The organism is Variovorax sp. MHTC-1 (genome assembly GCF_003984645.1).
GTDB lineage: Bacteria > Pseudomonadota > Gammaproteobacteria > Burkholderiales > Burkholderiaceae_C > Variovorax.
On sequence record NZ_RWKI01000003.1, the window covers coordinates 116325 to 138477 of the forward strand.

The following is a 22153-nucleotide window of genomic DNA, read 5'->3' on the forward strand; positions in this document are numbered from 1 at the left end:
GATGAACAAGCCCATCGACCTCGCCCTGCTGCAATCCGCAGAGGCCTTCACCGACTACCTGAAGAACACCGCCGCGCGCATCGATGCGCGCGCCGAAGCCAAGGCGCACGAGGACGGTGCGCGCGTCGGCATCAGCCGGCCGCACGAATCGGCCCACCTGCACGTGGCCGGCGAGGCCACCTACATCGACGACATCCCCGAACTCGCGGGCACGCTGCACTGCGCGCTGGGGCTTTCGCCGGTCGCCAACGGCCGGCTCAAGAACATGAAGCTCGAAGCCATCTGCGCCATGCCCGGCGTGGTGGCGGTGCTGACCGCGGCCGACATCCCGGGCAGCAACGACTGCGGCTCGATCATCCACGACGACCCGATCCTCTGCAGCGGCGACATCCGCTACCTGGGCCAGCCGGTGTTCGCCGTGATCGCCGAGACGCGCGATGCCGCGCGCCGCGCCGCGGCCCGGGCCAAGGATGCGCTGGACATCGAGGCCGCGCCGCCTGTGATCACGCCGCAGCAGGCGCACGAGAAGGGCCAGTACGTGCTGCCGCCGATGCACCTGGTGCGCGCTACCCACGAGGGCGGCGCCCAGGCTGCAATCGCGAAGGCGCCGCACCGGCTCAAGGCCACGCTCGACGTCGGCGGGCAGGAGCAGTTCTACCTCGAAGGCCAGATCAGCTACGCGATCCCGAAGGAGGGCGGCACGATGCACGTGCACTGCTCGACCCAGCACCCGAGCGAGATGCAGCATCTGGTGGCGCATGCGCTGCACCTGCATGCGAACGAGGTGCACGTCGAATGCCGGCGCATGGGCGGCGGCTTCGGCGGCAAGGAGTCGCAGTCGGCGCTCTTCGCCTGCGTGGCGGCAGTGGCGGCCAACAAGCTGCAGCGCCCCGTCAAGCTCCGGCTCGACCGCGACGATGATTTCCTGATCACCGGCCGGCGCCACTGCTTCTGGTACGAATACGAAGTCGGCTACGACGACGAGGGCCGCATCCTCGGCGCCGAGATCTCGATGGTCTCGCGCGCCGGCCACTCCGCCGATCTCTCGGGCCCGGTGATGACGCGGGCGCTGTGCCACTTCGACAACGCCTACTGGCTGCCGGACGTGGCCATGCACGGCTACTCGGGCCGCACCAACACGCAGAGCAACACGGCGTTTCGCGGCTTCGGCGGCCCGCAGGGCGCGATCGCGATCGAGAACATCCTCGACAGCGTGGCACGCGAGCTGGGCCGCGATCCGCTCGACGTGCGGCGCATCAATTTCTACGGCAAGACGGAGAACAACGTCACGCCCTACGGCCAGCTCGTCAGCGACAACATCATCCACGAGCTGGTGGCCGAGCTCGAAGGCACCAGCGGCTACCGCGGGCGGCGCGAGGAGATCGCGGCCTTCAACGCGAAGAGCCCGGTGCTCAAGCGCGGCATCGCGCTGGCGCCGCTGAAGTTCGGCATCTCCTTCAACGTCAAGCACTTCAACCAAGCCGGCGCGCTGGTCCACGTCTACACCGACGGCTCGATCCTCGTGAACCATGGCGGCACCGAGATGGGGCAGGGGCTCAACACGAAGGTGGCGCAGGTGGTGGCGCACGAACTCGGCGTGAGCTTCGAGAGCGTGCGCGTCACCGCCACCGACACGCAGAAGGTGGCCAACACCTCGGCCACTGCCGCATCGACCGGCGCCGACCTCAACGGCAAGGCGGCGCAGGATGCGGCACGCCAGATCCGCGAGCGCCTGGCCGCCTGCGCCGCGGCGCGCCACGGCGGCGAGGCGGGCGCGGTGCGCTTCGCCAACGACCAGGTCGAAGTCAACGGCCGCTCGCTGTCGTTCAGCACGGTCGTCGGCGAGGCCTATCTCGACCGCGTGCAGCTTTGGTCCGACGGCTTCTACGCGACGCCGGGCCTCAGCTGGGACAAGGACCGGATGCAGGGCCGCCCCTTCTTCTACTACGCCTACGGCGCCGCCGTGAGCGAGGTCATCGTCGACACGCTGACGGGCGAGTGGAAGCTGCTGCGCGCCGACATCCTGCATGACGCCGGCAAGTCGCTGAACCCGGCCGTCGACATCGGCCAGGTGGAAGGCGCCTTCATCCAGGGCATGGGCTGGCTCACGACCGAGGAGCTGGTGTGGCATCCGAAGACCGGCCTGCTCACCACCCATGCGCCCAGCACCTACAAGATCCCGACGGCCAACGACTGCCCGCCGGTGTTCAACGTGCGCCTGTTCGAGGGCCAGAACTTCGAGGACTCGATCCATCGCAGCAAGGCGGTGGGTGAGCCGCCGCTCTTGCTGCCCTTCTCGGTGTTCTTCGCGATCCGCGATGCAGTGTCGGCCGTGGGTGCGCACCAGGTGGATCCGCCGCTGACCGCGCCGGCCACCAGCGAGGCAATTCTTCGCGCCATCACCGCCGTGCAGAACGCTTCGAACTGAAGGCACTTCCATGTGAATTCAGCGCTGTATAACTGCCCACACATTCAGCAACATGCGGGCAGCTCATGAGAGACCAAGCGCTTCTAGACAAGATCGATCTTCATCTCATCAGGGTTCTACATACCGTGTTGACCGACCGCAGCGTCTCGCGCGCCGCCATCCGCCTGGGCATGTACCAGCCTGCAGTCTCCGCAGCGCTGAAGCGCCTGCGCGAGCTCTCGGGCGACCCCTTGCTGGTGCGCTCGGGCTCGGGCATGGTGCCGACCGACGCAGGCCTGCGCATGATCGATCCGGCCGCGAGCATCCTGCGTGCGGCGGAGATGCTGTTCTCCGACGCGCGCGGCTTCGATCCGCAGACCGCCTCCACCACCTTCCGCATCGCGGCCAGCGACTACCTCGACCCGCTCTTTCTGCCGATGCTGGTGGCGCAGGTCAAGGCGCAGGCGCCGCTGTGCCACATCGAGATCCACTCGCTGTCGTCCGACTCGGACTACCACGCGCACCTCTCGCTCGGCCAGGTCGACCTGGTGATCGGCAACTGGCTCAAGCCGCCGGAAGACCTGCACATGGCGCGGCTCTTCTCCGACGAGATCGTCTCGCTGGTCAACAAGGACCATCCGGCGGTACGCCGCGGCTGGGAGCTCGAGACCTGGCTCGCCGCCGAGCACGTGGCGCCGACGCCCATGCACCCCGGCGCGCGCGGCATCATCGACCAGATGCTCGACGAGCTGGGCCGGCAGCGCAACATCACGGCGCGCTGCGCGCACTTCAGCCTGATCCCCGACATGGTGGCCTCGAGCCTGCTGGTGCTGACCACCGGCCGCCAGTACTGCGAGCGCTTCGTCGACCGGCTGCCGGTCGCGATCCTCGAGTGCCCGATCGCGCTGCCGCGGCTCATGTACTACCAGCTCTGGCACGAGCGCACCCATTCCTCGAGCTCCGCGCGCTGGCTGCGCGAGCGCACCAAAGCCGTGGCGGCCTCGCTGAGGCCGTCGCTTCCTCCTGCCGGCTCCGGCTAGGCAGCTTTTTCCACTCGCGCCGGGCGTCGCGACTTCGGCCCACGCCACGTAAAGAAGAGACGGAGACAACGCGATGAACCGCACAGAACAGATGCTCGACATCGGCGAGCACGACACCAGCTCTGCGCCCCAGGCCACCGGCTGGGCCGAGCGCATGTTCAAGCTCAGGGAGCACAACACGACAGTGCGCACCGAGCTGGTGGCAGGCCTCACGACCTTCCTGACGATGGCCTACATCATCTTCGTCAATCCTTCGATCCTCGGCGACGCCGGCATGCCGAAGGATGCGGTGTTCGTCTCCACCTGCCTGATCGCGGCACTCGGCACGGCAATCATGGCGCTGTATGCCAACTACCCGATCGCGCTCGCACCCGGCATGGGGCTCAACGCCTACTTCGCCTACGTGGTGGTGCTGCAGATGGGCTTCACCTGGCAGGCGGCGCTGGGCGCGGTGTTCGTCTCGGGCTGCCTGTTCCTGCTGGTCACGCTCTTCAAGATGCGCGAGCTGATCATCCGCGGCATCCCGCAATCGATACGGCTGGCCATCACGGTCGGCATCGGGCTCTTCCTCGCGATCATCGCGCTCAAGAGCGCGGGCATCGTGGCGCCGTCGAAGGCCACCTACATCACGCTGGGCGACTTGCACACGCCGCAGGTGGTGCTGGCGACGCTGGGCTTCTTCACCATCGTGGTGCTCGACCGGCTCAAGGTGCCCGGCGCGATCCTGATCGGCATCGTCGCGGTGACGGTGCTGTCTTTCTTCTTCGGCGGCAACACCTTCCGCGGCGTGTTCTCGGCACCGCCCTCGATCGCGCCCACCTTCCTGCAGCTGGACATCAAGTCGGCGCTCTCGGGCGGCATCCTGAACGTGATCCTGGTCTTCTTCCTGGTCGAGCTCTTCGATGCCACCGGCACGCTGATGGGCGTGGCGCGCCGCGCCGGCCTGCTGGTGCCGGGCAAGATGGACCGGCTCAACAAGTCGCTCCTGGCCGACAGCGGCGCGATCTTCGCGGGCTCGCTGCTCGGCACGTCGAGCACCACGGCCTATGTGGAAAGCGCAGCCGGCGTGCAGGCCGGCGGGCGCACCGGGCTCACCGCGCTCACGGTGGCGGTGCTGTTCCTGGCGGCGCTGGTGATCTCGCCACTGGCCGGCTCGGTGCCGGCCTATGCCACCGCGCCGGCGCTTTTCTTCGTGGCCTGTTTGATGCTTAGGGACATCACGGAACTCGATTGGGACGACACGACCGAGGTGATCCCGGCAGCCGTCACCGCGCTGGCGATGCCCTTCACCTACTCGATCGCCAACGGCCTGGCCTTCGGCTTCATCACCTATGCGGTGCTCAAGCTGTTCACCGGCCGCGCCAGGCAGGTGCACTGGATGGTGTGGCTGATCGGCGGCGTCTTTCTCTTCAAGTTCATTTACATAGGCGGACACTGATGAACCCACCCCCAGGCTTCGCGCACTTCGTGTCGCTTCGCCAACCCCCTTGCAGGGGGCAACACCAGCGGCCCGGCAAAGCCGGTTCCGCGGTGTTCCTGGAAGCAGAGCGCGCTGCACAATCCTGAGAACCCACAGGCGAGGCACAGGCATGACAAACAGACTCCAGCTTGCGAACATCACCAAGCGCTATCCCGCGGTCGTTGCGAACAGCGACGTCTCGCTGACAGTGGCACCCGGCGAGACCCATGCCGTGCTCGGCGAGAACGGCGCCGGCAAGTCCACGCTGATGAAGATCATCTACGGTTCGGTCAAGCCGGACGAAGGCAGCGTGACTTTCAACGGCCAGCCGGTCAACGTTCGCAACCCGCAGGAGGCGAGGGCGCTGGGCATCAGCATGGTGTTCCAGCACTTCAGCCTGTTCGATACCCTCACCGTCGCCGAGAACGTGTGGCTCGGGCTCGACAAGAGCCTGGCGCTGGCGGAGGTGACGCGCCGCATCACGGCCAAGGCGAGCGAGTACGGCCTGGACATCGATCCGTCGCGGCCGGTGCACACGCTCTCGGTCGGCGAGATGCAGCGGGTGGAGATCATCCGCGCGCTGCTCACCGACCCCAAGCTCCTGATCCTCGACGAGCCGACCTCGGTGCTGACCCCTCAGGCCGTGCAGAAGCTCTTCGTGGTGCTCAAGAAGCTCGCGTCCGAGGGCTGCAGCATCCTCTACATCAGCCACAAGCTGCACGAGATCCGCGAGCTCTGCACCGCCTGCACCGTGCTGCGCGGCGGCAAGGTCACCGGCGTGTGCAATCCGCAGAACGAAAGCAATGAGTCGCTCTCGCGCCTGATGATCGGCGCCGAGCCGCCGCCGCTCACGCACCGGCCGGTGCATGCGGGCGCCGTGGCCTTGCGGGTCAAGGGCCTGACGCTGGCGCGCGAGGACCAGTTCGGCGTCGACCTCGACGGCATCTCGCTCGAGGTGCGCGCCGGCGAGGTGGTGGGCATCGCCGGCGTGTCGGGCAACGGCCAGAAGGAGCTGCTCTATGCGCTCTCGGGCGAGGATACGCGCGCCGAGGCGAAGATGATCGAGGTCTTCGGCCAGCCGGCGGCGCATTTCAGGCCGCGCAGGCGGCGCGCGCTGGGCCTGCATTTCGTGCCGGAAGAGCGGCTGGGCCGCGGCGCGGTGCCGACGCTGAGCCTCGCGCACAACATGCTGCTCACGCGCAGCAACGCGGTCGGCAAGGGCGGCTGGATCCGAACCGGCGCGCTGCAGCAGCATGCCGGCGAGATCATCCGGCGCTTCAACGTCAAGGCCGGCGGACCGGGCGCCGCGGCGCGTTCGCTCTCCGGCGGCAACCTGCAGAAGTTCATCGTCGGGCGCGAGATCGATGCCAACCCGAAGATCTTCGTCGTCTCGCAGCCGACCTGGGGCGTGGATGTTGGCGCCGCGGCGCTGATCCGCGGCGAGATCCTGGCGCTGCGCGACGCCGGCTGCGCGGTGCTGGTGGTGAGCGAGGAGCTCGACGAGCTGTTCGAAATCAGCGACCGGCTGCACGTGATCGCCAAGGGCCGGCTCTCGCCCTCCATCGACCGCGCCGCGGCCACCGTGCCGCAGATCGGCGAATGGATGAGTGGCCTATGGAATGCACCCACTGCTGCAGCGAAGGAGGTGGCCCATGCTTAAGCTCGAACCCCGCCCGCAGCTCTCGCGCTTTTGGAGCTACGGCTCGCCGATCCTGGCGCTGCTCATCACGGTGCTGATCGGCATGGTGCTGTTCGCGCTGCTCGGCAAGGACCCGGTGAAGGGCCTCGCGGTCTTCTTCTGGGAGCCGATCAAGAGCGGGTATGCGCTGGGCGAGCTGATGGTCAAGGCCACGCCCTTGCTGATCATCGCGCTCGGGCTGGCCGTCTGCTTCCGCTCCAACGTCTGGAACATCGGCGCCGAGGGCCAGTTCGTGTTCGGTGCGATCGCGGCCGGCGGCGTGGCGCTTCTGGCCGACAAGACCACCGGGGCCTGGATCGTGGCTGCGATCCTCGCCGCCGGCATCGCGGGCGGCATGGTCTGGGCCGGCATCGTCGCCTTCCTGCGCGACAAGTTCAACGCCAACGAGATCCTCGTGAGCCTGATGCTGGTCTACGTCGCGACGCTGCTCCTCGGCTACATGGTCTACGGGCCCTGGAAGGACCCGATGGGCTACAACTTCCCGCAGACCAAGACCTTCGAGGCGGTGACGCAGATCCCGCGGCTCATGAAAGGCTCGCGCGTGAGCATCGGGCTCGTCATCGCGCTGATCGGCGCGGCGGCCTTGTGGGTGTTCCTGTTCCGGACGCGCTCGGGCTTCGCGCAGCAGGTCGGCGGGCTGGCGCCGGCAGCCGCGCGCTACGCAGGCTTCTCGGCGCGGCGCGCGGTGTGGATCGCGCTGCTCACCTCGGGCGGCGCGGCCGGACTCGCGGGCGCGCTCGAAGTGGCGGGCCCGATCGGCCAGCTCACGCCCTATGTGCCGGCGGGCTACGGCTTCGCCGCGATCATCGTGGCCTTCGTCGGCCGGCTGCATCCGGTGGGCATGATCTTCTCGGCCATCCTGATGAGCATGTTCTACATCGGCGGCGAGCTCGCGCAGTCGCGGCTTGGTTTGCCCAAGTCACTGACCGGGGTGTTCCAGGGTCTGCTGCTGTTCACGCTGCTCGCGTGCGACACGCTGATTGCCTACCGCATCCGGCGCAAGTCGGCGCCGAAGGCAGTGGTTGCGCCGGCCGGCACGTCTTCACTGCAAGCCAGCACGCCTCTTACTGCCCCGACCGCCGTTCAAGCCACCGAAGGAGCAATTTAATGAACCCCCACGCTCACCACTTCGTGTATTCGCTGCCCCCCGAGGGGGCGCAGGCCTCCCTTGGGGCGGCCCGGCGGGAGGCATGATGGAATCCTACGCACTCCTCCTCGGCTCCACGCTCAGCGCCGGCACCGTGCTCGCGATCGCGGCGCTGGGCCTCTTGATCAACGAAAAGGCCGGCATCGTGAATCTCGGCGCCGAGGGCATGATGCTGTGCGCCGCGATCGCGGGCTTCGCCACCGTGGTGGTCACGCGCAACACCTGGCTCGGCTTTCTTGCCGGCGCCGCGGCGGGTGCGCTGCTGGCGGCCTTCTTCGGCGTGCTGGTGATCTGGCTCAACACCAACCAGTACGCGACCGGGCTCGCGCTGAGCCTGTTCGGCGTCGGCTTCTCTGCCTTCGTCGGCATCAACTTCGTGCAGGCCAAGCTGCCCGAGAGCATCAACTACGCGCTGCCGGTGCTGGGCGACATCCCGCTCATCGGGCCGGCGCTGTTCCGGCATCACCCGATGGTGTACTTCGCGGTTCTGCTGACCATCGGCCTCATCTGGTTCCTCTACCGCACGCGCGCCGGGCTGGTGCTGCGCTCGGTCGGCGAGTCGCCGGAGTCCTCGCACGCGCTGGGCTACCCGGTGCGCCGCATCCGCTTCCTGGCGGTGATCGCGGGCGGCGCGCTGTGCGGGCTCTCGGGTGCCTATTTGTCGACGGTCTACACGCCGCTGTGGGTCGAGGGCATGGTGGCCGGCCGCGGCTGGATCGCGCTGGCGCTCACCACTTTCGCCACATGGCGGCCGGTGCGCGTGCTGCTCGGCGCCTACCTGTTCGGCGGCGTCTCGATGCTGGGCTTCCACCTGCAGAGCACGGGCATCGATGTGCCCAGCCAGTTCCTGAGCATGCTGCAGTACATCGCGCCGATCGTGGTGCTGGCGCTGATCTCGCGCAACCCGGCGTTCATCCGCGTCAACATGCCGGCGTCGATCGGAAAACCCTTCTACCCCGGCTCATAATTGCGTTTCGTTTTGCTTCTCTGCCAACCTGTCCTTTTGAGGATTTCGACAATGAATGATCTGAACAAGCGTTCCCTGCTCAAGCTGGCTGCCTTCACCGCGGTCGCTTCGGCAGCTCTCATCGGCTGCGGCAAGAAGGAAGAAGCGCCGACCCCTGCACCTGCTGCACCGGCAGCCGCCCCGACGGCCGCAGCGCCCGCGCCGGCCGCACCGCTGAACGTCGCATTCGCCTATGTCGGCCCGGTGGGCGATGGCGGCTGGTCCTTCGCGCACGACAACGGGCGCAAGGCGATCGAGAAGGAGTTCGGCGACAAGATCAAGACCACCTTCGTCGAGAGCGTGCCCGAGTCGGCCGATGCCGAGCGCGTGTTCCGCGACATGGTCAGCCAGGGCAACAAGCTGATCTTCGGCACCACCTTCGGCTACATGGAGCCGATGCTCAAGGTCGCGAACGACCACAAGGACGTGAAGTTCGAGCACGCGACCGGCTACAAGACGGCCGAGAACATGCGCACCTACGACAGCCGTACCTACGAGGGCGCCTACATGGCCGGCATCATCGCCGGCGCAATGACCAAGAGCAACACGCTGGGCGTGGTCGGCTCGGTGCCGATCCCCGAGGTGCTGCGCAACATCAACTCCTTCACGCTGGGCGCGCAGTCGGTCAATCCGAAGATCACGACCAAGGTGGTGTGGGTCAACGAATGGTTTAGCCCGCCGAAGGAAACCGAGGCGGCCACCGCGCTCATCAACGGCGGCGCCGACGTGCTGTTCCAGAACACCGACTCGCCGGCCGTGCTCAAGACCGCGCAGGAAAAAGGCAAGCGCGCCTTCGGCTGGGATTCGGACATGACCGCCTACGGTCCCAAGGCCCACCTGGCCTCGGCCATCATCAACTGGACGCCGTACTACACCAAGGCCGTGCAGGACGCGCTCGACGGCAAGTGGACCACCGGCCAGACCTGGTGGGGCGTGAAGGAAGGCGCGATCGACATCGTCTCGGTCGCCGAAGACGTGCCGGCCGAGACCAAGGCGAAGGTCGAGGAGGTCAAGAAGGGCCTGAAGGACGGCAGCTTCTCGATCTGGAAGGGCCCGATCGTCGCCCAAGACGGCAAGGAGCTGATCGCTGGCGGCGCCGTGGCTGATGACAAGTTCCTCTCGGGCGTGAACTTCTACGTCAAGGGCGTGGAAGGCAAGGTCCCGGGCGGCGATAAGAAATAGCCCCCGGCTTTTCACTTCGCTGCGCTTCGTGTAACTCCACCCCCCGAGGGGGAGGCGCGGCCGCCTTGGGGCGGCCCGGCGGCGTCCGCCTCCCCACCTTGGAAGGGTTGCCCATCGGCAACCCTTTTTCATTGCCCCCACGATGATCGAAAAAAAACTCTGGCATCCCGTGGCGCTTGCGGACGAAGTAGTTGACGCACCGCTCGCCGCACGCCTGCTCGGCGAAAACCTCGTCCTGTGGCGCGATGCGGCCGGCGCGGTGCAAGCCTGGGCCGATCGCTGCCCGCATCGCGGCGCGCAGCTCTCGCTGGGCCGCGTGGTGTCTTGCGAGGGCGGCACGGCGCTCGAGTGCCCGTACCACGGATGGCGCTTCGCGACCGGCGGGCAATGCGCGCACGTGCCGGCATTGCCCGAGTTCGTCCCGCCGGCCACGCACCGCACGACGGTGCACGCCGCGCAGGAAGCCCATGGCCTGGTCTGGGTTCGGCTGCAAGGCGAGGGCGGCGCGCTGCCCGTCTTCGCAGCCGAGCACGATGCGCAGCTGCGCAAGCTCAACTGCGGCCCCTACGAGGTGGAAACCAGCGCGCCGCGCCTGGTCGAGAACTTCCTGGACATGGCGCACTTCGGCTTCGTGCACGAAGGCTGGCTCGGCGCGCGCGAGACAACGGCCATCGACGACCACCGCGTCGAGGCCACGCCCGAGGGTCTTCTCGCGACCGGCTGCAAGGCCTGGCAGCCGCAGTCCACGATCAACTCCACCACGCCGGCGCAGGTCGAATACAGCTACGAGGTGACGGCGCCCTACGCTGCGGTGCTGACCAAGATTCCCGAAGCGGCGAGCGTGGGCATCGACGGCTATCAGGAATCGATCGCGCTCTTCATCTGCCCCGTCGATGCGGAGTGCAGCCGCGTGTGGTTTCGCCTCGCCACCGCCGACTTTGCGCGCGATGATGCGGCATTGCGCGCATTCCAGGACACCATCTTCCTGCAGGACAAGCCGGTGCTCGAATCGCAGCAGCCCAAGCGCCTGCCGCTGGACCTGCGCGCCGAGCTGCACACCGCGGCCGACAAGGCCTCGTCTTTCTACCGCCGGCACCTCTTGGCGCGCGGCATCACTTTCGGAGTCTGCCGATGACGACCCAACACACCGTTCCCCCCATTGACGCCGAACGCCTGCCCGCGCTGCTGCGCGCCATGCCCAAGGCCGAGCTGCACATTCACATCGAGGGCTCGCTCGAGCCCGAGCTGATCTTCGCGCTGGCGCAGCGCAACGGCGTGGCCATTCCCTACGCCAGTGTCGAGGAGCTGCGCCGCGCCTATGCCTTCACCAACCTGCAGAGCTTTCTGGACATCTACTACGCCGGCGCCAGCGTGCTGTTCACGGAGCAGGATTTCTACGACATGGCCTGGGCGTACCTCGAACGCGCCGCGGCCGACAACGTGGTCCATACCGAGATGTTCTTCGACCCGCAGACGCACACCGCGCGCGGCGTCCCGATGCAGACCGTGATCGACGGCTTGCACCGTGCCTGCGTCGACGCCAAGAGCAAGCTCGGCGTGAGCGCCGCGCTGATCCTGTGCTTCCTGCGCCACCTGAGCGAGGAAGATGCCTTCGCCACGCTCGAACAGGCGCTGCCGTTTCGCGACCGCTTCATCGGCGTCGGCCTCGACTCCAGCGAACTCGGCCATCCGCCCGAGAAGTTCGCGCGCGTGTTCGCGCGCTGCCGCGAGCTGGGCCTTCACCTGGTCGCGCACGCGGGCGAGGAGGGGCCGCCGGCCTACGTGTGGAGCGCGCTCGACGTGCTCAAGGTCGAGCGCATCGACCACGGCGTGCAGAGCACCAAGGACGCTGCGCTGATGGAGCGCCTGGCAGTGGACCGCGTCCCGCTTACCGTCTGTCCGCTGTCCAACCTGAAGCTGTGCGTGTTCCCCGACCTGGCGCAGCACAACCTCGGCGCCTTGCTCGACGCCGGCCTGGTCGCGACCGTGAACTCGGACGACCCGGCCTACTTCGGCGGCTACATGAACGAGAACTTCGTCCAGACCTTCGCTGCGACCGGCCTCACGGCGCAGCATGCGTGGCAGTTGGCGGCCAACAGCTTCGAGGGAAGCTTTGTCGACGCGACGACGAAAGCGCGCTGGATGGATCGGTTGAACGAGAAATTCACCGAATTCGGCAAGGCTTGAGCCGGCCTACTCGTCGAGGAAGTCCCCTCTGTAGAAGCTCCATGCCGTACCGTCGTGAAGATAGAAGTGGCCGTCGGCGCAGAAGTCCTTGCCTGGAAAGAACTCCCGGTATGCGCGTGGCACGAGGCGCGCCAGTTGCTCGTCGGACATTTCTTCGAATTGATCCGGCGTGATGGGCTGGCCTGCTTTGAGTCTGCGAGTTTCCATGGTCGTGCGTTCTACCGCAAATCCTCCCATGTCGCTGTCGCGCGCTAAGACCTGCGGCCACGCGTCCGCCGCATTTCCTTGCGGGTCTCCTGAAGCTCCTTCAACTGCGCCAGCTGGCTCGGGCAGTCCGCGTTGCTCGCGACCAGGACGAAGGGGCTGCGCCGGAGCCCCTCGACCGACTTCTCGACATCCGCGGGCATGCGATTCTTGTTGATCAGCCCGGCGGCGACGGCGGCCCTGGATTCCTTGTAGAAAGCCTTCTCGAAGGCCGGGGTGCCGCAGCGCGCCGCGATCACTCGCCAGTCGGCCTCCTGCTGCTCGGCCGCGTTCGGCGCGGCGATCGTCTCTCGTTCCGTCTGGGCCCCGGCCGGCACGCAGATGCCGAGCACGGAGGCCGATAGGAGTGCTCCCAGTTCAAATCGCGCTTTCATAGTATCCGCCCGCTTCCAGCGAACGCAGATGGGCGTTCAGCGTTTCCATCCTACTGCTGCATCTTCGCCCGCGCACGTCGATGCCGTGAACTATTGCGCCGGAGCGCGCGCGAAGTTGCGGATTCGTATCGGCGCGTGGCGCGCTTGCCGCATACGGCCGTCGCCTGGACGGTCGATGCCGATCGGGTTGCGGACTCGGGGGCGACGGCCATCCGGCGAGCTTGGGGTGCGTGCCGGTAAAATGACGCCCCGGCGCTGCCGCCCCGCAGCGCCGTTTTTTCATCCGGGGCCATGTAGAGGAACACCATGTACAAAAACCTCGCGGGCAGCGCCATCGTGGCGCTCGCAGCCGCCTGTTTTTTATCGCCTTCATTCTCCCAACCGAAGCCCGCGGCCGATCCGCTCAAGATCGGCTTCGTGTACGTCGCGCCTGTCACCGATGCCGGCTGGGTGCGCCAGCATGAAGAGGGCCGCAAGGCCGTCGAGGCCGCATTGCCGGGCAAGGTGAAAACCACCTTCGTCGAGAACGTGCCCGAGGGCGCCGATGCCGAGCGCGTGATCCGCGACCTTGCGCAGCAGGGCAACAAGCTCATCTTCACGCCGAGCTTCGGCTACATGGAGCCCACGCTCAAGGTGGCGCGCGATTTCCCGGACGTGAAGTTCGAATCCGTCACCGGCTACAAGGCCGCACCCAACGTCGCGACCGCGAACGCGCGCTACTACCAGGGCCGCTACCTCGCCGGCGTCGCGGCCGGCCGCATGACGAAGACCCATATCGCGGGCTACGTGGCCGGCTTCCCGATCCCCGAGGTGCTGCAGGGCATCAACGCCTTCACGCTCGGCATGCGCTCGGTGAACCCGAAGGCGCAGGTCAAAGTCGTCTGGCTCGATGCCTGGTTCGACCCGCCGAAGGAGCGCGATGCCGCGATGACGCTGTTCAACCAGGGCGTCGACGTGATCGCCTTCCATACCGGCTCCACCGCCGTCATGGCTGCGGCGCAGGAGCGCGGCATGATGGCTGTGGCCTACCACTCCGACATGCGCAAGGTGGCGCCGGATGCGCAGATCGTCGCCGTCACCCACCAATGGGGCGGCTACTACACGCAGCGTGCGCAGGCCGTGCTCGACGGCAGCTGGAAGGCCACCAGCGTCTGGGGCGGCGTCAAGGAGGGGATGATCCGCGTCGGCGACTTCGGGCCCAAGGTGCCGAAGGCCGTGCAGGAGGAGGTGCTGGCGCGCCAGCAGGACATCGCCAGCGGCAAGCTGCAGGTCTTTCGCGCGGTCGCGGACGTGCGCGACAACGAAGGCAAGCTAGCCATCGCCAAGGGCACGAGCCTGCGCGACGATCAGATCCTCACGATGAACTGGCTGGCCGAGGGCGTGCAGGGGCGCATCGCGCGCTGAGCGGCTCAGTGCACGAAGCCGCGCTCGCGGTGGAAGTACGCCGCCTCGGGGTCGAGCTTTTTCACCTGCACCGCCGGCGAGCCTGCGTACACCGCGTATTCCTCGGTGTGCGCCTTGTTGAGCACCGAGCCCGCACCCAGCATCGATCGGTCGGGCAAGGCCGCGCCGCCGAGCACCGTGACGCGCGTGCCGAGCAGGCAGTAGGCGCCGATGCGGATCGGCTTGCAGTCCTGGCGGTTGTCCGCCACGTTGATGCCGTGCGTGATCAGCTGCGAGCGGTAGCCCGCGATGGTGGTGAAGGCGCCGATGTCGACGCGATCGGTGCAGTCGATGATGTGCTGCTTGGTGATGGCCGCATGCTCGCCCACCGAGAGGGTCGGATCGCGGTCGGTGCGGTGCGTGAAGTGCGCGCCCTTCGGCGGATGGCCGGTGATCCAGTTGGAGCGGTCGATGACCGAATGCGCGCCGCATTCGAGCCGGCCCAGGTGGACGGCGACGTTGAAGTGGCCGATGTAGGCGCCTTCGCCCATGACCAGCTGCCCCGGAAATACGTAGGACAGCCCGATGCGCGCGCCGTCGGCGATCTGGTAGCCCCAGAAGCGGCGCAGCACCCGGCGCTTGAGCGCCCAGGGCAGGAACACCACGGCGAGCGCCAGCAGCTTCTTCACCGGGCGGTCTTTCGCTCTTCGATCACCCGCCGGTAGGCCGCCACGTAGTTCGAGGCCATCTGCGCGGCGCTGTAGTGCGTGGCGTTCTCCAGGCCGAGCCGGCGCATCTCGCCGAAGCGCGGCGCGGCCTGCTCGATGGCTGCCGCGATGGCAGCGGGATCGTTGGGGTCTACGTAGACCGCGCCCGGACCCCCGATCTCGTTCATCGGCGCGAGGTCGGAGGTGAAGACCGGACAGCCGCAGGCCTGGGCTTCGATGATCGGCCAGCCGAAGCCTTCCTGCAGCGAGGGGAAGAGCAACGCCGTTGCGTTGGCGTAGAGCGCGCGCAGCTGCTCGTGCGAGACACCCTGTACCGTCTTGACGCGGTCGGCGACGCCGTGCTTGCGCGCCAGCTCGGCCATCTCCGGCACCAGCTCGGGCCCGACGAAAAGGAGCTGCTCGACCGGCGCCGCGACGCCGCTCGCGGCCGCGCGCTCCTGCAGCGCGATGAAAGCCTCGAGCACGGTGCGGCGGTTCTTGCGCGCCAGGTCCCAGCCGACGTGGATCAGGTACTTGTCGTGCACCGAGATCCCAAGGCCTTCGATAAGGGGCTGCGCCTCCTCCGGGGGCACGGGCCGGAAATCGTCGTTCAAGCCGTTCTGCACCACGCTGACCCTGGATTCCTGCGCGAGGCCCAGCGCCAGCAGCTCGCGCCGAGTCAGGTCCGATACGCAGGTGACCAGATCGGCTGCCGCCAGGCCCTTGACGATCAACCGCTGGAACAGCCGGCCGGTCCAGCTCACGTTCCAGCCCTCGACCATGCCCTTGGCGGCCTGCACCGCGATCACGTCGTGGCAGGTGATGATGTTGGGCTTTTTCTTGACCCAGGGGATGTACATGCCGTTGGAATGGTCGGTCACGTGCACCACGTCGGCCCAGCGCAGATGGCGGGCGATCAAGGGGATGAAGAGGATGAACTTGTCCACGTAGCCCAGCCACTTCCACAGGCGCGAAGTGGTCGGCACCCGCAGCACCCGCCGCGGCGGCGTGAGCACGCGCAGCTCGCAACCGGCATGGGGGAGTTCGCGTTCCAGGATGCGTTTGAAGGCCAGCATGCTGGTCTGGCCGTCGGGGACATAGTTCCCGATGAGAAGCACTTTCATGTTCGACATGCGCGGCGGTCGGCGTCGCGTGGATTCATCGCTGTTCCTGTTGGATTGAAGGCGGATTATGTTCGAGTGGCTGGCGCGGCCTAGGATGTGCCACTGCCGAGCGCGGCTGTCATATAGCCTCCATATACGCTCGCACATTCCGTACCGGCCCCGCTGCCTTACCCTCGACGCCCATGCAAGCGTACCGCGCCTCCCTTTTGCGATTCGACGCCGCCGGCCAGCCGGTGTTCGATGAAGACGGCCTGCTGGTGGTCGGCCCCGACGCCGCCGGGCGCCAGCGCGTGCTGGACGCCGGCGCCCATGCAGCGGTGGCGGCGCGCCATCCGGGCGTGGCCGTCATGCACTGGCCGGGGCGCATCCTGGCGCCGGGCTTCGTCGACATGCATATCCATTTCCCGCAGACCGACATCATCGGCGCGCCCTCGGAAGGCCTGTTGCCTTGGCTCGAGAACTACACCTTCCCGGCCGAGAGCCGCTTTGCCGTCCAGGCGCATGCGGCGGCGGTGGCGGAGATCTTCTTCGACGAGCTGCTGCGCAACGGCGTCACCACCTCGCTGACCTTCGCGACCTCGCATCCGCAGTCGGTGCAAGCCTTCTTCGAGGCGGCGCAGCGCCGCCGGCTGCGCATGATCACGGGCAAGGTGCTGCAGGACCGGCATTCGCCCGACGGCGTGCGCGACCAGACCGAACAGAGCCTGATCGACACCGAGTCGCTGATCCGCCAATGGCACAGCGTCGACCGGCTGGGCTATGCGATCACGCCGCGCTTCGCGCCGACCAGCACCGACGCGCAGCTGCGCGGCGCCGGCGAGCTGGCCGCGAAGTATCCGGACACCTGGATCCACTCGCACGTGGCCGAGAACAAGGACGAAGTGAAGTGGGCGCGCGAACTGTTCCCCGGCGCGCGCTCCTACCTCGACGTCTATGCCGGTTTCGGCCTGATGCGCGAGCGCGCCGTCTATGCCCACTGCATCCACTTCGACGACGACGACCGGCGCCTGATGCGCGACACCGGCACCGCCTCGGCAGTGAGCCCGACCAGCAACCTGTTCCTCGGCAGCGGCTTCTTCGACTTCGAGGGCGCGGACCGCATCGGCTGCGCCTACGGCCTGGCCAGCGACGTCGGCGGCGGCACCAGCTTCAGCCCCTTCTCGACCATGATGGCCGCCTACTACGTGGGCCGCGAGGGCCAGACCAAGCCGGGCATCAGCATCCCGCCGTCGCAGCTGTGGTGGCGCCACACCGCAGGCGCGGCGCGCGCGCTGGGGCTCGACGGCGTCATCGGCAACCTGCAGCCGGGCTGCGAGGCGGACTTCCTGGTGATCGATCCGAAGGCAACGCCCTTGCTTGCGCGCAAGACCTCGCTCGCGAACAACCTCGAGGAGCTGCTGTTCGCGATGATCGTGCTCGGCGACGACCGGCTGATCGAGCGGACCGTGATTTCGCAGGCGCTGCCGTAGCGATCAGCCGCGTCGGGTCGCTATCAGCGAGCGCACCTCGGGCGATTGCAGCCGCGGACGGCCCTCCTCAATGGCGGGCAGCGGCTCGGTTTCCACCAGGCTGGCCAGGCAGCGCCGCGTGAGGTCCTGGTAGGTCTCGGTGCCTTCGCGCTTCCACGCGATCTCGTCGTCGCCGAGCTCGCGCCGCACCGTGGCGGGGATGCCGGCCACCAGGCTCTTCGCCGGCACCCGCATGCCGGCGGGCACGAAGGCGCAGGCGGCGACGAAGGCGTTGGCGCCGATCTCGGCCTCGTCCATCACCACCGCATTCATGCCCACCAGCGCATCGCGCCGCACCACGCAGCTGTGGAGCACGGCGCCGTGGCCGATGTGGCCGTTCTCCTCGACCACCGTGTCCTGGTCGGGGAAGCCGTGGATCGTGCAGTTGTCCTGTACGTTGGCGCCGCGCTCGAGCACGATGCGGCCGAAGTCGCCGCGCAGGCTCGCACAGGGGCCGACATAGCAGCCGGGGCCGACGATCACGTCGCCGATCAGCACGGCCGTGGGATGGACGTAGGCAGTGGCGTCGACCACCGGGACGACGCCTTCGAGTGCATAGCAGGGCATGGGGATGCGCTCCAGCGAGGTTGGAAAAACAGGTAGCGCGCGCTAGCCTTGAGGGTTAGTACCAAAGGACAAGGCTTGCTGTGGCAACACGGCGAATCCTATAATCAACCGAACGGTCGGTCAATTATTGAATCATTCCTTTGGCACCGATCAACCTCACATCTCAGACCACGATGGACGAACCCCTGGTACGCATCACACAGTCGGGCGCCGTGCGCACGCTCCAGCTCAACCGGCCGGAAGCGCTCAACAGCTTCAACTCGCAACTGCATGCCGCGCTCATGGCGGCCCTCGACGACGCCGCGGCCGACAGTGCCGTGCGCTGCGTGGTGCTCGGCGGCGCGGGGCGTGCCTTCTGCGCCGGCCAGGACCTGGCCGACCCGATGGTCGCGCCCGATCCCACGCCGGGCGCGCCGCCCAAGGACCTCGGCCACGTGATCGAGTCGCTCTACGCACCGCTGGTGCTGCGCCTGCGCTCGATGCCGGTGCCGGTGATCGCCGAGGTCCACGGCGTCGCCGCCGGCGCTGGCGCCAACCTCGCGCTGGCCTGCGATCTCGTCGTGGCCGCGAAATCGGCGAGCTTCATCCAGGCCTTCACCAAGATCGGGCTGGTGCCCGACACCGGCGGCACCTGGCTCTTGCCGCGGCTCGTGGGCCAGGCGCGCGCGCTCGGCCTCGCCTTGCTGGGCGACAAGCTGCCGGCCGCCGAGGCGGCGCAGATGGGCCTGATCTGGAAGTGCGTGGAAGACGCCGAATTGGCGCTCACGGTCGAGACGCTGGCCACGCGCCTCGCCGACATGCCGCTCGCCGCACTGGTCGCCACGCGCCAGGCGCTGGCCGATGCGCAGCAGCTCGACCTGCAGTCCGCGCTCGCGATGGAAGCCGAGCTGCAAGGCCGCCTCGGCGGCGCGAACGACTACCGCGAGGGCGTCGAAGCCTTCCGCGCCAAGCGCCCGCCGCGCTTCACCGACCGCTGAGGAGTTCCGTCGATGAGCGAGACACATCCCCAACACACCGCCGAACGCGTGCGCGACGCCATGTTCGCCAACGATCGCGCGGTGCGCGGCCTCGGCATGGAGGTCGAGGCCATCGGGCCGGGCCGCGCCGACATCGCGATGACCGTGCGCGAAGACATGCTCAACGGCCACGACATCTGCCACGGCGGCTTCATCTCGACCCTGGCCGATTCGGCCTTCGCCTATGCCTGCAACTCCTACAACGAGGTCACCGTCGCCTCGGGATTCGGCATCGACTTCGTCGCGCCCGCGCGCCACGGCGACCGGCTGGTCGCGCGCTGCGTCGAGGTCTCGAAGACCGGCCGCACCGGCGTCTACGACGCCGAGGTGCTGAACCAGCGCGGCGAGCGGATCGCGGTGTTCCGCGGACGCTCCTACACGATCAAAGGCAAGCCCGTCGTTGCGGCTTGAAGAGAAGGAGACACCCCCATGCCTGTCCAACGCCCGGCACCCGGCGACCTCGAGGCGATCGAGAAGGCCAGCCGCGACGAGATCGCCGCGCTGCAGCTGCGGCGCCTGCAGTCCACCCTGCAGCGCGCCTACGACAAGGTGCCGCACTACCGCAAGGCCTTCGATGAAAAAGGCGTGCACCCTGGCGAGCTCAAGCAATTGAGCGACCTCTCGAAGTTTCCGTTCACCGTCAAGAAGGACCTGCGCGACAACTACCCCTTCGGCCTGTTCGCCGTGCCGCGCGAACAGGTCGCGCGCATCCATGCGTCCTCCGGCACCACCGGCAAGCCGACAGTGGTGGGCTACACGCTGAAGGACATCGACAACTGGGCCGACCTGGTGGCGCGCTCCATTCGCGCCGCCGGCGGACGGCCCGGCGACATCGTGCACGTGGCCTACGGCTACGGCCTGTTCACCGGCGGGCTGGGCGCGCACTACGGCGCCGAGCGCGCGGGCTGCACGGTGATCCCGATGTCGGGCGGCCAGACCGAGAAGCAGGTGCAGCTGATCCGTGACCTGAAGCCCGACATCATCATGGTCACCCCGAGCTACATGCAGGTCATCATCGAGGAGTTCCAGCGCCAGGGGCTGGATCCGCGCGAGAACTCGCTCAAGGTCGGCATCTTCGGCGCCGAACCCTGGACCGAGGCCATGCGCCGCGAGATCGAGGCCAAGGGCGGCATGGACGCGGTCGACATCTACGGGCTCTCGGAGGTGATGGGCCCCGGCGTCGCCAGCGAGTGCATCGAGAGCAAGGACGGGCCGGTGGTCTGGGAAGACCATTTCTATCCGGAGATCATCGATCCCGAGACCGGCGCGGTGCTGCCGGACGGCGAAGAGGGCGAACTCGTCTTCACCTCACTGACCAAGGAAGCGCTGCCCATCGTCCGCTACCGCACGCGCGACCTCACGCGCCTGCTGCCGCCCACCTCGCGCAGCTTCCGCCGCATGGGAAAGATCGTCGGTCGCAGCGACGACATGCTGATCATCCGCGGCGTCAACGTGTTCCCGACGCAGATCGAGGAGATCGTGCTCGCGCACGAGAAGCTCTCGGGCCAGTACCTGATCAAGGTCGGCCGCGAGGGCCATCTCGACTGCGTGGAAGTGCATTGCGAAGTGCAGGCCGGCGCCGGCGACCTCGGCGATGCCGAGCGCGAGCAGATCGCGCAATGGGTGCAGCAGCGCGTGAAGACGATGGTTGGCATCTCCACCAGGGTGCTCGTGAAGCGCCCCGAATCGATCGAACGCACGCTGACCGGCAAGGCTCGGCGCGTGGTCGACGAGCGCCCCAAGACTTGAAAGGAAAAGAGCCATGTACACCCAAGCCATGGACACTGCGAGCAAGGAGCAGGGCGACGGCCGCAAGACCGTGCGCTCCGCCGAGGAGATGCGCCTCGAAGAGCGCTTCGACGAGCGCATCGACGCCGGCGGCTTCATCGAGGCGAAGGACTGGATGCCCGAGCACTACCGCAAGACGCTGGTGCGCCAGATCAGCCAGCATGCGCATTCCGAGATCGTCGGCATGCTGCCCGAAGGCAACTGGATCAGCCGTGCGCCCACGCTCAAGCGCAAGGCCATCCTCCTGGCCAAAGTGCAGGACGAGGGCGGCCATGGCCTCTACCTCTATGCCGCGGCCGAGACGCTCGGCACCAGCCGCGACCAGATGCTGGATGCGCTGCACACGGGCCGCGCCAAGTACAGCTCGATCTTCAACTACCCCACGCTCACCTGGGCCGACATGGGCACCATCGGCTGGCTGGTCGACGGCGCGGCGATCATGAACCAGGTGCCGATCTGCCGCTGCTCCTACGCGCCCTATGCGCGCGCGATGATCCGCATCTGCCGTGAGGAGAGCTTCCACCAGCGCCAGGGCTACGAGGCGCTGCTCACGATGATGCAGCACGGCACCGAGGCGCAGAAGGCGATGGTGCAGGACGCGGTGAACCGCTGGTGGTGGCCTTCCATCATGATGTTCGGCCCGCCCGACGACCAGTCGCCCAACAGCGCGCAATCGATGCGCTGGGGCATCAAGCGCTTTTCCAACGACGAGCTGCGGCAGAAGTTCATCGATGCCGCGGTCGAGCAGGCCAAGGTGCTCGGCGTGACCCTGCCCGACCCCGATCTCAAGTGGAACGAGGAGCGCCAGGCGCACGACCACGGGCCGATCGACTGGAGCGAGTTCTGGCGCGTGATCGGTGGCGACGGCCCCTGCAACCGCGAACGTCTCGGCGCCCGAGTGAAGGCCTGGGAGGAGGGCGCATGGGTGCGCGAAGCCGCATTGGCCTATGGCCGAAAGAAGAACCCGCTGAAGGAGGCTGCATGAGCGACACGACCGAACACGAATGGCCGCTGTGGGAAGTGTTCGTGCGCAGCAAGGCCGGCCTGGACCACAAGCATTGCGGCAGCCTGCACGCGCCCGACCCCAAGATGGCACTGCAGATGGCGCGCGACGTCTACACCCGGCGCCAGGAAGGCGTGAGCGTGTGGGTGGTGCGCTCCGACCAGATCGTGGCCAGCGACCCGGGCGACAAGGACATGTTCTTCGATCCGGCGGAAGACAAGGTCTATCGCCACCCCACTTTCTACGTGCTGCCCAAGTCCGTCGACCACATGTGAGGATGACCCACCCCCGT

At 67.5% G+C, this 22153-nt stretch carries 21 protein-coding genes; 16 read left to right on the plus strand and 5 right to left on the minus strand.

The window, feature by feature from the left end; genetic code table 11:
• Position 1 precedes the first annotated feature (1 nt).
• From xdhB to EJI01_RS06300, 9 genes are all read left to right on the plus strand, one after another.
• Positions 2-2428 carry a xanthine dehydrogenase molybdopterin binding subunit gene (gene xdhB / locus EJI01_RS06255; RefSeq protein ID WP_126836266.1) on the plus strand — a complete coding sequence of 809 codons (2427 nt, stop codon included), beginning with the start codon at positions 2-4 and terminating at the stop codon, positions 2426-2428.
• 65 nt (positions 2429-2493) lie between these two features.
• Complete coding sequence (locus tag EJI01_RS06260; protein ID WP_126836267.1) at positions 2494-3447, plus strand: LysR family transcriptional regulator; 954 nt, start codon at positions 2494-2496, stop codon at positions 3445-3447.
• A gap of 91 nt (positions 3448-3538) precedes the next feature.
• Positions 3539-4885 carry an NCS2 family permease gene (locus EJI01_RS06265; protein WP_126836568.1) on the plus strand — a complete coding sequence of 449 codons (1347 nt, stop codon included), beginning with the start codon at positions 3539-3541 and terminating at the stop codon, positions 4883-4885.
• Positions 4886-5036: 151 nt separating this feature from the next.
• Positions 5037-6566 (plus strand): ABC transporter ATP-binding protein, encoded by a 1530-nt coding sequence (locus tag EJI01_RS06275; protein WP_126836268.1) that lies wholly within the window; start codon positions 5037-5039, stop codon positions 6564-6566.
• Positions 6559-7713, plus strand: coding sequence for an ABC transporter permease (locus tag EJI01_RS06280; RefSeq protein WP_126836269.1), 1155 nt, complete (start codon positions 6559-6561; stop codon positions 7711-7713). The genes EJI01_RS06275 and EJI01_RS06280 overlap by 8 nt, the downstream gene beginning before the upstream one ends.
• A gap of 85 nt (positions 7714-7798) precedes the next feature.
• Complete coding sequence (locus tag EJI01_RS06285; RefSeq protein ID WP_126836569.1) at positions 7799-8719, plus strand: ABC transporter permease; 921 nt, start codon at positions 7799-7801, stop codon at positions 8717-8719.
• 51 nt (positions 8720-8770) lie between these two features.
• On the plus strand, positions 8771-9940 hold the full coding sequence (locus EJI01_RS06290) for a BMP family ABC transporter substrate-binding protein (protein WP_126836270.1): 1170 nt from the start codon (positions 8771-8773) through the stop codon (positions 9938-9940).
• A 142-nt stretch (positions 9941-10082) separates the two neighbouring features.
• Positions 10083-11075 (plus strand): aromatic ring-hydroxylating oxygenase subunit alpha, encoded by a 993-nt coding sequence (locus EJI01_RS06295; RefSeq protein ID WP_126836271.1) that lies wholly within the window; start codon positions 10083-10085, stop codon positions 11073-11075.
• Positions 11072-12127 carry an adenosine deaminase gene (locus tag EJI01_RS06300; RefSeq protein ID WP_126836272.1) on the plus strand — a complete coding sequence of 352 codons (1056 nt, stop codon included), beginning with the start codon at positions 11072-11074 and terminating at the stop codon, positions 12125-12127. The genes EJI01_RS06295 and EJI01_RS06300 overlap by 4 nt, the downstream gene beginning before the upstream one ends.
• Positions 12128-12133: 6 nt before the next feature.
• Here EJI01_RS06300 and EJI01_RS06305 read toward each other — a convergent pair whose 3' ends face one another.
• Positions 12134-12334: a hypothetical protein gene (locus EJI01_RS06305; RefSeq protein ID WP_126836273.1), complete on the minus strand. Its 201-nt coding sequence runs from the start codon at positions 12332-12334 to the stop codon at positions 12134-12136.
• Positions 12335-12378: 44 nt separating this feature from the next.
• The gene (locus EJI01_RS06310; protein WP_126836274.1) at positions 12379-12723 is read right to left on the minus strand and encodes a hypothetical protein; all 345 of its coding nucleotides are present in this window, start codon (positions 12721-12723) and stop codon (positions 12379-12381) included.
• Between the two features lie 348 nt (positions 12724-13071).
• On the opposite strand from EJI01_RS06310, the gene EJI01_RS06315 reads away from it, so the two are divergent.
• On the plus strand, positions 13072-14169 hold the full coding sequence (locus EJI01_RS06315) for a BMP family ABC transporter substrate-binding protein (RefSeq protein WP_126836275.1): 1098 nt from the start codon (positions 13072-13074) through the stop codon (positions 14167-14169).
• A 5-nt stretch (positions 14170-14174) separates the two neighbouring features.
• Here the strand turns inward: EJI01_RS06315 and EJI01_RS06320 are convergent, their stop codons facing one another.
• Together EJI01_RS06320 and EJI01_RS06325 are read right to left on the minus strand one after the other, a co-directional pair.
• On the minus strand, positions 14175-14837 hold the full coding sequence (locus tag EJI01_RS06320; protein WP_126836276.1) for an acyltransferase: 663 nt from the start codon (positions 14835-14837) through the stop codon (positions 14175-14177).
• Entirely contained in the window at positions 14834-15979 is a 1146-nt protein-coding gene (locus EJI01_RS06325) for a glycosyltransferase family 1 protein (RefSeq protein ID WP_185878842.1), read from the minus strand. Before EJI01_RS06325 ends, EJI01_RS06320 begins: the two co-directional genes overlap by 4 nt.
• A gap of 182 nt (positions 15980-16161) precedes the next feature.
• Here EJI01_RS06325 and guaD point away from each other — a divergent pair, with 182 nt between their 5' ends.
• Complete coding sequence (guaD, locus tag EJI01_RS06330; protein WP_126836278.1) at positions 16162-17448, plus strand: guanine deaminase; 1287 nt, start codon at positions 16162-16164, stop codon at positions 17446-17448.
• 3 nt (positions 17449-17451) lie between these two features.
• Here the strand turns inward: guaD and EJI01_RS06335 are convergent, their stop codons facing one another.
• Positions 17452-18054: a phenylacetic acid degradation protein PaaY gene (locus EJI01_RS06335; RefSeq protein ID WP_126836279.1), complete on the minus strand. Its 603-nt coding sequence runs from the start codon at positions 18052-18054 to the stop codon at positions 17452-17454.
• A gap of 173 nt (positions 18055-18227) precedes the next feature.
• Between EJI01_RS06335 and EJI01_RS06340 the strand changes: the two genes are divergently transcribed.
• Genes EJI01_RS06340 through paaB form a run of 5 tightly spaced genes read left to right on the plus strand, consistent with a single transcriptional unit; the run spans position 18228 to position 22136 of the window.
• The gene (locus tag EJI01_RS06340; RefSeq protein WP_126836280.1) at positions 18228-19031 is read left to right on the plus strand and encodes an enoyl-CoA hydratase-related protein; all 804 of its coding nucleotides are present in this window, start codon (positions 18228-18230) and stop codon (positions 19029-19031) included.
• Between the two features lie 12 nt (positions 19032-19043).
• Positions 19044-19481 carry a hydroxyphenylacetyl-CoA thioesterase PaaI gene (paaI, locus tag EJI01_RS06345; protein ID WP_126836281.1) on the plus strand — a complete coding sequence of 146 codons (438 nt, stop codon included), beginning with the start codon at positions 19044-19046 and terminating at the stop codon, positions 19479-19481.
• A gap of 18 nt (positions 19482-19499) precedes the next feature.
• The gene (gene paaK / locus EJI01_RS06350; protein WP_126836282.1) at positions 19500-20819 is read left to right on the plus strand and encodes a phenylacetate--CoA ligase PaaK; all 1320 of its coding nucleotides are present in this window, start codon (positions 19500-19502) and stop codon (positions 20817-20819) included.
• Between the two features lie 13 nt (positions 20820-20832).
• The gene (paaA, locus tag EJI01_RS06355; RefSeq protein ID WP_126836283.1) at positions 20833-21843 is read left to right on the plus strand and encodes a 1,2-phenylacetyl-CoA epoxidase subunit PaaA; all 1011 of its coding nucleotides are present in this window, start codon (positions 20833-20835) and stop codon (positions 21841-21843) included.
• Positions 21840-22136 carry a 1,2-phenylacetyl-CoA epoxidase subunit PaaB gene (gene paaB, locus EJI01_RS06360; RefSeq protein WP_126836284.1) on the plus strand — a complete coding sequence of 99 codons (297 nt, stop codon included), beginning with the start codon at positions 21840-21842 and terminating at the stop codon, positions 22134-22136. The genes paaA and paaB overlap by 4 nt, the downstream gene beginning before the upstream one ends.
• The last annotated feature ends 17 nt before the right edge of the window (positions 22137-22153 follow it).

Bases quoted from the DNA above. Each gene is read 5' to 3' on its own strand.
- xdhB (WP_126836266.1), top strand. From the start codon at position 2: ATGAACAAGCCCATCGACCTCGCCCTGCTGCAATCCGCAGAGGCCTTC.
- EJI01_RS06260 (WP_126836267.1), top strand. From the start codon at position 2,494: ATGAGAGACCAAGCGCTTCTAGACAAGATCGATCTTCATCTCATCAGG.
- EJI01_RS06265 (WP_126836568.1), top strand. From the start codon at position 3,539: ATGCTCGACATCGGCGAGCACGACACCAGCTCTGCGCCCCAGGCCACC.
- EJI01_RS06275 (WP_126836268.1), top strand. From the start codon at position 5,037: ATGACAAACAGACTCCAGCTTGCGAACATCACCAAGCGCTATCCCGCG.
- EJI01_RS06280 (WP_126836269.1), top strand. From the start codon at position 6,559: ATGCTTAAGCTCGAACCCCGCCCGCAGCTCTCGCGCTTTTGGAGCTAC.
- EJI01_RS06285 (WP_126836569.1), top strand. From the start codon at position 7,799: ATGGAATCCTACGCACTCCTCCTCGGCTCCACGCTCAGCGCCGGCACC.
- EJI01_RS06290 (WP_126836270.1), top strand. From the start codon at position 8,771: ATGAATGATCTGAACAAGCGTTCCCTGCTCAAGCTGGCTGCCTTCACC.
- EJI01_RS06295 (WP_126836271.1), top strand. From the start codon at position 10,083: ATGATCGAAAAAAAACTCTGGCATCCCGTGGCGCTTGCGGACGAAGTA.
- EJI01_RS06300 (WP_126836272.1), top strand. From the start codon at position 11,072: ATGACGACCCAACACACCGTTCCCCCCATTGACGCCGAACGCCTGCCC.
- EJI01_RS06305 (WP_126836273.1), bottom strand. From the start codon at position 12,334: ATGGAAACTCGCAGACTCAAAGCAGGCCAGCCCATCACGCCGGATCAA.
- EJI01_RS06315 (WP_126836275.1), top strand. From the start codon at position 13,072: ATGTACAAAAACCTCGCGGGCAGCGCCATCGTGGCGCTCGCAGCCGCC.
- EJI01_RS06325 (WP_185878842.1), bottom strand. From the start codon at position 15,979: ATGAAAGTGCTTCTCATCGGGAACTATGTCCCCGACGGCCAGACCAGC.
- guaD (WP_126836278.1), top strand. From the start codon at position 16,162: ATGCAAGCGTACCGCGCCTCCCTTTTGCGATTCGACGCCGCCGGCCAG.
- EJI01_RS06335 (WP_126836279.1), bottom strand. From the start codon at position 18,054: ATGCCCTGCTATGCACTCGAAGGCGTCGTCCCGGTGGTCGACGCCACT.
- EJI01_RS06340 (WP_126836280.1), top strand. From the start codon at position 18,228: ATGGACGAACCCCTGGTACGCATCACACAGTCGGGCGCCGTGCGCACG.
- paaI (WP_126836281.1), top strand. From the start codon at position 19,044: ATGAGCGAGACACATCCCCAACACACCGCCGAACGCGTGCGCGACGCC.
- paaK (WP_126836282.1), top strand. From the start codon at position 19,500: ATGCCTGTCCAACGCCCGGCACCCGGCGACCTCGAGGCGATCGAGAAG.
- paaA (WP_126836283.1), top strand. From the start codon at position 20,833: ATGTACACCCAAGCCATGGACACTGCGAGCAAGGAGCAGGGCGACGGC.
- paaB (WP_126836284.1), top strand. From the start codon at position 21,840: ATGAGCGACACGACCGAACACGAATGGCCGCTGTGGGAAGTGTTCGTG.